The sequence below is a fragment of the Campylobacter concisus genome, from assembly GCF_003048405.1.
GTDB classification, from domain to species: Bacteria; Campylobacterota; Campylobacteria; order Campylobacterales; family Campylobacteraceae; genus Campylobacter_A; species Campylobacter_A concisus_Q.
This window is the reverse complement of record NZ_PIQS01000010.1, coordinates 1-9,114: the sequence shown is the minus strand read 5'-3', so window position 1 is coordinate 9,114 and position 9,114 is coordinate 1. Positions and strand designations below refer to the sequence as shown.

General features: G+C 31.9%; 12 protein-coding genes. 11 read left to right on the top strand and 1 reads right to left on the bottom strand.

Features of this window, described 5'->3' with window-relative positions; translation table 11 throughout:
* Positions 1-594 precede the first annotated feature (594 nt).
* The 11 genes from CVT18_RS10150 to CVT18_RS10100 all read left to right on the top strand — a co-directional run bounded on the left by CVT18_RS10150 (position 595) and on the right by CVT18_RS10100 (position 7,183).
* On the top strand, positions 595-1,896 hold the full coding sequence (locus CVT18_RS10150; protein ID WP_234410343.1) for a hypothetical protein: 1,302 nt from the start codon (positions 595-597) through the stop codon (positions 1,894-1,896).
* A gap of 26 nt (positions 1,897-1,922) precedes the next feature.
* Positions 1,923-2,909, top strand: a complete 987-nt coding sequence (locus CVT18_RS10145; RefSeq protein WP_107811805.1) for a type IV secretion system protein — start codon at positions 1,923-1,925, stop codon at positions 2,907-2,909.
* Between the two features lie 9 nt (positions 2,910-2,918).
* Entirely contained in the window at positions 2,919-3,155 is a 237-nt protein-coding gene (locus CVT18_RS10140) for a TrbM/KikA/MpfK family conjugal transfer protein (protein WP_103560454.1), read from the top strand.
* Positions 3,152-4,390: a toprim domain-containing protein gene (locus tag CVT18_RS10135; protein ID WP_107811804.1), complete on the top strand. Its 1,239-nt coding sequence runs from the start codon at positions 3,152-3,154 to the stop codon at positions 4,388-4,390. Before CVT18_RS10140 ends, CVT18_RS10135 begins: the two co-directional genes overlap by 4 nt.
* A gap of 737 nt (positions 4,391-5,127) precedes the next feature.
* The gene (locus CVT18_RS10130; protein WP_103560452.1) at positions 5,128-5,367 is read left to right on the top strand and encodes a hypothetical protein; all 240 of its coding nucleotides are present in this window, start codon (positions 5,128-5,130) and stop codon (positions 5,365-5,367) included.
* A gap of 10 nt (positions 5,368-5,377) precedes the next feature.
* The gene (locus tag CVT18_RS10125) at positions 5,378-5,617 is read left to right on the top strand and encodes a hypothetical protein (protein ID WP_103560451.1); all 240 of its coding nucleotides are present in this window, start codon (positions 5,378-5,380) and stop codon (positions 5,615-5,617) included.
* Positions 5,618-5,627: 10 nt separating this feature from the next.
* Positions 5,628-6,005, top strand: a complete 378-nt coding sequence (locus CVT18_RS10120; protein ID WP_103560450.1) for a hypothetical protein — start codon at positions 5,628-5,630, stop codon at positions 6,003-6,005.
* A gap of 11 nt (positions 6,006-6,016) precedes the next feature.
* On the top strand, positions 6,017-6,256 hold the full coding sequence (locus CVT18_RS10115; protein ID WP_103560449.1) for a hypothetical protein: 240 nt from the start codon (positions 6,017-6,019) through the stop codon (positions 6,254-6,256).
* A gap of 83 nt (positions 6,257-6,339) precedes the next feature.
* Complete coding sequence (locus CVT18_RS10110; protein ID WP_103560448.1) at positions 6,340-6,621, top strand: hypothetical protein; 282 nt, start codon at positions 6,340-6,342, stop codon at positions 6,619-6,621.
* Between the two features lie 15 nt (positions 6,622-6,636).
* On the top strand, positions 6,637-6,888 hold the full coding sequence (locus CVT18_RS10105; protein ID WP_021091971.1) for a hypothetical protein: 252 nt from the start codon (positions 6,637-6,639) through the stop codon (positions 6,886-6,888).
* Positions 6,878-7,183, top strand: coding sequence for a type II toxin-antitoxin system RelE family toxin (locus tag CVT18_RS10100; protein WP_051303952.1), 306 nt, complete (start codon positions 6,878-6,880; stop codon positions 7,181-7,183). The genes CVT18_RS10105 and CVT18_RS10100 overlap by 11 nt, the downstream gene beginning before the upstream one ends.
* A gap of 171 nt (positions 7,184-7,354) precedes the next feature.
* Here the strand turns inward: CVT18_RS10100 and CVT18_RS10095 are convergent, their stop codons facing one another.
* A complete protein-coding gene (locus CVT18_RS10095; RefSeq protein WP_103560447.1) occupies positions 7,355-8,974 on the bottom strand; it encodes a relaxase/mobilization nuclease domain-containing protein in 1,620 nt (539 codons plus the stop codon).
* Positions 8,975-9,114 lie beyond the last annotated feature (140 nt).

Here is a 9,114-nt window from a genome sequence, read left to right as displayed (position 1 = left end):
TAAATGCTTAATATACCTTGCTTTAATGGCTTTATTTTACAAAATGTCCTTTTATTTGTTATTTTTATTTTAAGTTATAAATAAAAAGAATTAATTAAAAACACCAAAAAATAGGGATATTTTTAACTAAGGAAAAATTAAATAAAAAGTTTAATATTTTACAAAATGTCCGCCACGCTAAACACTAATATATAAATACATAAAATTTAAAAAGGGAAAGAAATTTTTTTATTAGAGATGTTGTTAATAAGAAAATTTAAATTTTAATAAAATAAGTAGAAGCTTAAAAATTTTTTAAAGTTATTTTATGTTGTTTTGAGTTTTTAAATTTTTTATTGTTTTGTAGGTTGAAAAAATTTAAGAAAGGAATTAGCGTTTAAATTGATTTTAAAGGGGTGTGTTGGCTTTTAAAAAATAATTTAAAGAAAGGATAGCATTAAACACTTATTTTTGATTGTAGAGCATTTAAAGATTGATTGTGGCTTTTATTAAATTTAGCTTAAAAATAGTTGTTTTATATATCACTTTTTAAAAGTTAGTTGAATTTAATAAAGGGTAAAATTAATTAAATAATCTATCGTTTAAGGAAAGAAAATGGCAGAAGAGCTAACTCAAGATCAATTGGCTGAATGGAGTTATCTTAAAGAGCAAGAAATGGTGATGCCATCCGAAGAAATAAAACAAAGCAGTGTAAAAGAGCAGGTGTTAGCATGCAAAGAAGCTATCGATAACACAGGAATTTTTAAAAGCAACGAAACAGGTGCAGTAGCATGTGCGAGAGAATTTTATACAGCTTATGGTAGCAACGACGATAATGAAGTAAGAGAAGCTATTAACAATATCTATAAAACAGACATAAGCGCAGAAGAGCTCAACAAAATTAAAATACTCACGATGAGAGAAATGGATATGGATTTAAAAGAGAACTTCGACAATGAAAAAGAATACACGATCCAAGACATAAATCGTAAATTTATTTTTGAAACAGCGGAATTAAAATTAAATAAGAATTTGAATGAAGCCGTTAATACCCTAGAAGAAAAAGAAAAGATAGATGAGCAGATCAAGGCAAAAGAAGCTGAGTTTAATGAATTTAAAAGCCCAAAAGAAAAGAGAGACTTTGTAAGCGATAAGCTGAATGAAATAGACGGCAATGACACCCTAAAAAGTAGCCTTGAAATTTTAAAAGAAAAAGAAAAGATAGATGAGCAGATCAAGGCAAAAGAAGCTGAGCTAGAGAATAAAAATGAAGCCAAGCAGGATGTCGCAATTACAACACACTCACAAGAAAGAGAAGCAGAACAAGAAGACTGGAGCAGAAAAGCTGATGAACTAGAAAACCAGCACGAAAAAGAGCTTGAAAAATTAAGAGATGAACAATCTAGACTTGAAGCCAACTTTCAAAAATCAATTGACAATCTGATGAATAGTGGCGATATAAAAGACATAATGACTGCTCTGCAGGAGATGGATAGAAGTTTAGAAATGATGATGCGACAGGGCAAAGAAGAAAGCGAAACAAAAGAACGCCAGCGACAAGAAAAGCTAGAGCTAGCCTTTGATAGTCCCAAATTTAAAGATGCAGTGGGAGATCTGGTTAAAGAAGTTTATAAGCAACGCAAAGAAGTCAAGGGCGGTTTAAAAGAATTAGAAAACGAACATGCAAACTACGCAAAACTAAAAACAACGTATGAAAAAGAAATTAAAAAAGGGCTTGATGTAAAAGGATACGAAAAATTAAATAAAATGTTAAATGAAATAGAGAAAGAAACGCCAAATTTTAAAAATAGTTATCCTAAATTTTATAAAAAAGTTAATGATAGTTTAGCGCAGAGCAAAGAAAAAATACTAAATAAGACAAAAGAGAAAGACCAAGAACAAAGCAGGAGCTTATAAAAAATGAGTAAAAAAGGGAAAAAATAATGAAAAGAATGATTATATCAGTTGCCGTAGCATCTTCACTATTTTTAAGTAGTGTTAATGCTAGTGGTATACCAACTATTGACGTAGCCGCGATAGCCCAACAAGTTATGGAATACACGCAAACACTGAAAGACTACGCAGAACAGATCAAACAATACGAGCAGATGGTAAAAGATACACTAAATTTCGAGAAACAAATGCAAGAGCTTGGTGTAGATATGAACAGCGTTTATGAGATATTAGGCGATGCACAAAGTTTAATATCGCAAATGCAAAGTATATACGAAGATGTAAAAAATTTACCACAAGACATAATGGGGGATATAGCAAGAGTTAAAACAGCCTGCTCATTCTTAGAGCAAAATAGCCAATTTTTTAGTCATACTGTAAAAACGTCAAGCAATAAAATAAAGGACAAAGCAAATAGGTGCATTTTTGCTTTGCAAAATGGAGCAAATATAAGCAAGAGTATAGAAGAATTAACCCAAAAAATGAATAAGGCAGTTGACCCAATAGAACGAGCAAACTATCAGGCACAGATCAGCAATATTAAAAATGCGGAAAGGTTTTTACAAGAGAGAGATAATATAGAGAAAACAAACAATCTTCTAAAATTTCAAGACGTTTTTTATAATGCTGACAAAGATAACAGATTTTCTAGAGCAAAGATGCAAGATGATTTAAAAAGTCTAGCAAAACAACTAAATAAAGCTAATAATCAAAAGCAGGCTCAAGCATTAACAAATTCTATACTGCTTAAAATTTTAGAAAATATGCAACAGCAATATGAGCTAAATATCAATTACACCAGCGCAATGGCATCGAGCAGACAAGCCATGAAAGACAATAGTGCTAGAGACTTAACGCCAGATAGCTTTAACCAAAAAGTTGTTGAATATAAGCGAAATGATGCAATATTTGACCCAGAAACAAAACAAATGCCAAAAGATGAGCTAGGGCTTCCAAAATTTGTATTTTTTAAATAAGGAGTAAAAATGAAAAAAATAGTTTTAAGTATTGTTGCCATAACAATGTTTGCAGGTAGTGCAGTAGCACAGGAAATAACAGGAGATGCAAAGCTAGCATGCGAAGCATTATTATGCCTATCGAGCCCAACAAGACCAAGCGAATGTGCTCCAGCACTTAAAAAATATTTTTCGATAACAGACAAAAAACCACACAAACAAGCAAAGAAGCGTGAGAACTTTTTAAAATTATGTCCTAAACAATGAACAAAGAAAATTTAGTCGAACTCCCACTAGATGAAATTTTAAAGAATAATGGCTACTTTGAAAAACGAGAGAAAAGTAGCCAAAATTACAAGACACTCACAAACAACAACTCCGATACAATTATCATAACGAGAAAAAGCAACGGACACTATTTATACTTTAACCCAAGCGATGATAATGATAGAGGAAATATTTATAATTTCGCCAAAAATCGTGGTGTTTCAATAAAAGATTTAATAGATGAAAATATAATAAACGATGTAAAGACGTTAAAAATCAATACTAAAGAAATAATAAAACAAAAAGAAAATGATAGTATTATAGTAGAAAAATTTAAAAAATTAAATAAGATAGATGAAAACTCATTTTTGACTAGCAAAAGAAAAATTAAAAGTGATATCCTGATAAAATTTAGTAGCCTCAAGCAGGATGAAAAATTTAAGAATGCAATAGTGCCAACATATACATTAAGTGTATTGGAACTAAGCAGTGGCAAAAGAGAATTTCTAAAGCAGACAGGGTATATAAGCTATTTATCAAAGCCTTTAACGCAGGATCAGCAAGGAAAGGCATACGCTAAGCCAATAAAACAGCTCTGCAATGGAATAAAGGGGCTTGAAATACTCAAGGCAGACGAAGCACACAAGAATCCAAAGGATTTTAAAAATATTGTAATCTGTGAGAGCATGATAGATACATTATCATATTGTGAAATAAAAGACGTAAATTTAAAAGAAACACTCCTATGCTCAACAAATGGTCAAATATCGGCAACGCAAAAGGAAGTCATAAAAGCATTGACAAAGCTGGCACCAAATGCAGGAGTTGTACTAGGATTTGATAATGACGAACGTGGCAAAGAATTTACAAAAGCGATACTAGAAATAGTACCAAATGCGAGATCAGCCAAACCAATCCTAAAGGACTTTAATGATGATTTGGTAGCAGGCACAGCATTAGGTATAAGTAGTAATAAAATTAATCTCGACAGCATAACAAAGCCTTTAAAGGAGTTTTCTCGGCAAGTTGAGTATTTGTCAAAGAAATACGACTTTCTCGAGCCAGATGCTAAGAAAAGTAGAATAAAAGACCTATACGCCCTTAATATTGAAAAATTTAGAGAAATAGAACCAAAGATCAAGACATTGCAGGGAATGAGAGAAAGCTATAAGCGATTTAACTTGATAAATGCAAAAATTGAAAAAGACTACGAAAGATCATCTAAGATACGATAAAAAACAGCCATCTGCTTTTAGACTTTAAGCTTTAAATAAGTATTGATAAAGTGATGTTTATCCCCTTTGTGTGGGAGTTTGACGCATTGTTGAGTAAATTTATTTTTACAAATTGTCCGAAATTTTATGAGCCGTAATCGAATGCAAGCCATCTGCTTTTTAAACTTTAAGCTTTAAATAAGTATTGATGAAGTTAGGTTTAGCCCCTTTGTGTGGGAGTTTGACGCATTGTTGAGTAAATTTATTTTTACAAATTGTCCGAAATTTTATGAGCCGTAATCGAATGCAAGCCATCTGCTTTTTAAACTTTAAGCTTTAAATAAGTATTGATGAAGTTAGGTTTAGCCCCTTTGTGTGGGAGTTTGACGCATTGTTGAGTAAATTTATTTTTACAAATTGTCCGAAATTTATGGCAGGCGACCTGCACTAGAGTGCTGGAACGCCAGAGCCGAGCCTAGGTCTCGGCTCTTTATGGTATTAAGCGGGGATACCCCGCAACGCCCCGCAATATAGTAGCATCGCTAAAAGCGATGTGTAAATTTAAAAAGGGGGAAGAAAAAAGCATAATGTAACTTAAAAAATGCTTAAATATTATGTTTGTATTTTTATTATTTTATTTTATAGATTATTTTTTTACTACTGAATATTTTAATTATATGATATTCTATTATTTATTATTTTATTATTTATTAAGTTTATTTTGGATATAATCTTATTATAAAAAGAAAGGATAAGAGATGAAAGCAAACAGCATAATTAACCTACTTAGTCAATACGGAAAGATAAATGGCGATGAAAAGCATATATCGATGCAAAGAAATGGTGTGGTATACGAAGCCATGTTAAACGACACGAACACAACTAACGTAGTTTATGTTACCTACAATAAAGGCGAAAAGACCGAGTTTACATCATTTTGTGAGTCACTAAGAGCCACAAAAGATGTTATAGAGCAAAATATAAGAGAAAATAGATAAGGAGTAGAAGATGAGAGAGATATTTATGAGCTACTGCAGGCATGAAATGACGCTAAAGGCGTTAAAAGAATGCAAATGGTTAGGGGATTTGGATGACGACAGCGAAGAAGTCATAGCCGAATGTGCTAGGCTTCAAAAGTACATAATTGAGCTAGCAGACGAGTTTGGTTGCGAAATTACAAATAAAGAAGATGTAATTAAGAGCATAGAAGACGAAAAGTCAAATTTACTAGCAAACCTAAACAATTAAGGAGTCTAAAATGCAAAAATTTAAATCAAATGACAGAATAGTCCTAAAAAAGCACATGGATAGACCACTTGATAAATTCGAGTCTATCTATAGAGTAGTAGATTTTTATAAAGCAGCTAGCGACAATGAATACTACTATGTTATAGAACCAGCCGAGCCAGCAGATAAATTTGATAATAGCATGGCACTTAAACAGGGGCATGTCGAAGAAAGCTATATTAATATAGATGAAGTGTATTGGTATTTTGAGAAAAAAGATATTGAAGGTGGCTGGATCAAATATGATGATCGTCGCCATACTTTTAAGGAAATAAGAGAAACTTTGGCTAAAAGTGGGTTTATAGAGAATGTGTATCCGATTTATGCAATAGGTTTTAAATTGCCATAAAAGGAGCAAACATGAATAGAGATTATAATAAATTTGAGAGAGCAAATGAAATAATGAATGAGTTAATTAAAGCTCCGCTCCCACTAGAGTCAAGAGAGCTTGCAAATATAAGTGATAGAGAGCTCTCATTTTTAAAAAGCAGTGTTAGGTTGATGGTTGAGTACTTAGACTCCCTTGGGTGCATGATATGGCACGACGACGAAGTAGTGTGTCAGATCGACGAAGAAGAGCAAAGAAGAGCCAGAGTATGATAAAGCTGGTCGAGAAACCAAATAGCCTTATAACGTAAAATTTTATACAATATGTTATAATTTTTCTTAAAAAAGGATTTACAATGAAAGTAAATAAGGTTTTGATAATTACAGCAATAGCTGGGTTGTTTTTTAGTGGATGTGCAGAGTTTCAACTGCCAAAGGTGCAAAAAAAAGAGCAAAAAGAAAGTTGTGCAGAAATCATAAAAAAATATAAGCAATTAAGAAGTCAAGGATATATAGGAAACGAACCAGATTTGGTTAGGACTCTTGGAAAAAATTATGCAGTTGAAGCTAGTTATTGCGAAACAGAAGATAAAGGCGCAGATATAGATATCGAAAAAATAATGGATAAGAATAGATAAAACGGAGCAAGACACATGAAAACAATAACTATTACAGGCGAAAATTTAAATCAACAAATTATCCAAGCTATAAAAAACGCTGTCGCCAAAGCCAGCAATCCAACATATACGATAAAGTATATCAACACATCGAAAGATAAGATCGACAGCGAAGCCTTACAAGATATTGAAGATGCAAAGCTTGGAGCAAAGCTTTATTCTGAATATTTGGCTAGCGGAAGCAAATCAACCTCATGGGCTGATATAAAGAAAGAAAATGGCTTATAAGATACGATTTAGCGATTATGCCAAAGAGAAGTTTAATGAACTTGACGGCTCAATAAAAAAACCAATTCAAAAGTTTCTTGATCGGCTCGAGGAAAGTGATGATCCTCGCAGTAGTGGAAAAGGATTAACTGAGAATTTGAGTGGATTATGGAGATATAGAGTAAAAAACTATCGTTTAATATGTTTTATACAAGACGAAGAGCTTATAGTACTTTTTCTCGACATAAGTAAAAGAGATGAAGTTTATACAGATAGGAATGTCAAAAGTATTTTAAAGAACGTGCCAACGAAATAACACATTTTTTAATATTTACTATCTTAATTTTTATAAAAAATTACTTTATTTATTATTCTTAACTTTTATTAATTTTAATTATATGTAGTTTTATTATTATATATTTTATTATTTTTTTAGCAAACCATCAAACAACAATCAAAGAAATTTTAAAATAGTAGATAATAGCATTTATCTACTACGATCGTTATTTTTTTCATTTTGAGTTTTATCATACGAAGAGTAAGAATTTAAGCCCATAGCCTCACGCTCAGCCAAAACATCCTTATAAAGCCTACGCTCATTTTTAATCCTAATAAGTCGTTCGTTAGCCGTAGTATCAAGCATAGATACGCCTTTAAAATACTCTTTTAAAAGAAAATCGTCCTTACTAATTTTTTCAGATTTTAATAGCTTATTTTCAATATATGAAAAGCGTTTTTTGCAAATGTCGGCTATAAAATCTTTATTATCATCTAGTCGCTTTTTAAATTCATTTTTCTCAGTATCGCCAAGCTCGGAGTGATGTAAAATATAAAGGCTTTGATCTAAAATTTCAAGTTTTTTATTAAGTTTAAAAAGACTTTCATTGCGACCCAAAAGACGTGTAGCAACTAAGCTATCATCAAAGTATTTTTTAGCATTATCATCACGCCCACGAAGCACAGCAATAGATCGTTTTACCTTTTTAGAAAATAGCCAGTCGGCTTTACTAGAGCCTTTACCGTGCGGATAAATTTTGTTAAAGTTATAACTAAAATTTTCAAGTAATTTAAGGGTATCAGATTGATCCTTGTAGTGAGCCAAATGCATATCATTAATCTGAGTAGCTTTATATGAAAGACTATCAAGCTTTTTAATCTCTTTTATTAAATCCTTGCGTTTTTGAAGTAATATTTTATTATTCTCCTTTAGCTCCTTACCCAGCTTAAAACGTTTTTTGCCCTTTTTCTGAACGTATAGTAAAAATTGCCTAGTCAGCTCATCATTAGCTTTTTTTAGCAAATCAATCTCATCATTCATAGCCTTAATACGGCTGGAAGTTGCATTGTATTCTCTCTTATTTTTTTCTTGCATTTGCTCGTAAAATTCTAGTGTTTTATCCTTTGCCGTATAGCTATCCTGCTCAAGGTTGACACTAGATTTTATTTTAGAAAATTCTTTTTTTAAATCCTTATGCATAGCGTTTTTATTTTCGTATTTTAACCCTCTTGCGCCAAGCGAATAGGCAAAATCAGTGCGAACTTCGTCGAAGAAATCTTTAATCTCGTCACGAGTATCAAAATGAATTTTACGCCTAGTCATATCATTACGCTTGTTAAGAACCACATGCACGTGTGGGTTGTTTTGATGCGTGTGAAGCACCAAAGCATACTTATGCCCCATAAAATTTCTACTTAAAATTTCACTAACACTATCAACTAGAGCGTTTAGTGTTTTTTCGTCATTGCATGGCTCATTGATTGAGAAAATCAGATGCCAAGCGTCTTTTGAATTTTTATTTGTGCCAAAATCCTTACTCCAATTTTTCATAATTTCGTCACTGCTTACTCTCTCCCCTTTTTCATTGATGGCAGAGCCATCAATTGAGTTATTAAGAGTGTAGTCAATACATCTTTTAATACTTTCACGTGGTAAATTTGAAATCATCTTCACAACAGATTGTTTTGTATTTTTTAAGAAAGAATTTTTAATCGATGAAATATGGCTCGAGCTAAAAGATATATTTTTGTGCTCATTTATTGAATTTTTTGTTCGCCCAGCTCTGATAGTTTTTAAAAATTCATCCCATTGCGCTTCTGTCCTAGCCAAAATAAAAACTCCAACTATTTAAAAGATTTGTAATGATGTTAGTGTAAGTAAAGTTAAAAAAATATAATGCGAGAAGATAGGCAGGATAACCCCTTTTATATATCACTTTTTACACTAAACGCCGATATAATCGGCTTTAT

Bases quoted from the DNA above. Each gene is read 5' to 3' on its own strand.
- CVT18_RS10150 (WP_234410343.1), top strand. From the start codon at position 595: ATGGCAGAAGAGCTAACTCAAGATCAATTGGCTGAATGGAGTTATCTT.
- CVT18_RS10145 (WP_107811805.1), top strand. From the start codon at position 1,923: ATGAAAAGAATGATTATATCAGTTGCCGTAGCATCTTCACTATTTTTA.
- CVT18_RS10140 (WP_103560454.1), top strand. From the start codon at position 2,919: ATGAAAAAAATAGTTTTAAGTATTGTTGCCATAACAATGTTTGCAGGT.
- CVT18_RS10135 (WP_107811804.1), top strand. From the start codon at position 3,152: ATGAACAAAGAAAATTTAGTCGAACTCCCACTAGATGAAATTTTAAAG.
- CVT18_RS10130 (WP_103560452.1), top strand. From the start codon at position 5,128: ATGAAAGCAAACAGCATAATTAACCTACTTAGTCAATACGGAAAGATA.
- CVT18_RS10125 (WP_103560451.1), top strand. From the start codon at position 5,378: ATGAGAGAGATATTTATGAGCTACTGCAGGCATGAAATGACGCTAAAG.
- CVT18_RS10120 (WP_103560450.1), top strand. From the start codon at position 5,628: ATGCAAAAATTTAAATCAAATGACAGAATAGTCCTAAAAAAGCACATG.
- CVT18_RS10115 (WP_103560449.1), top strand. From the start codon at position 6,017: ATGAATAGAGATTATAATAAATTTGAGAGAGCAAATGAAATAATGAAT.
- CVT18_RS10110 (WP_103560448.1), top strand. From the start codon at position 6,340: ATGAAAGTAAATAAGGTTTTGATAATTACAGCAATAGCTGGGTTGTTT.
- CVT18_RS10105 (WP_021091971.1), top strand. From the start codon at position 6,637: ATGAAAACAATAACTATTACAGGCGAAAATTTAAATCAACAAATTATC.
- CVT18_RS10100 (WP_051303952.1), top strand. From the start codon at position 6,878: ATGGCTTATAAGATACGATTTAGCGATTATGCCAAAGAGAAGTTTAAT.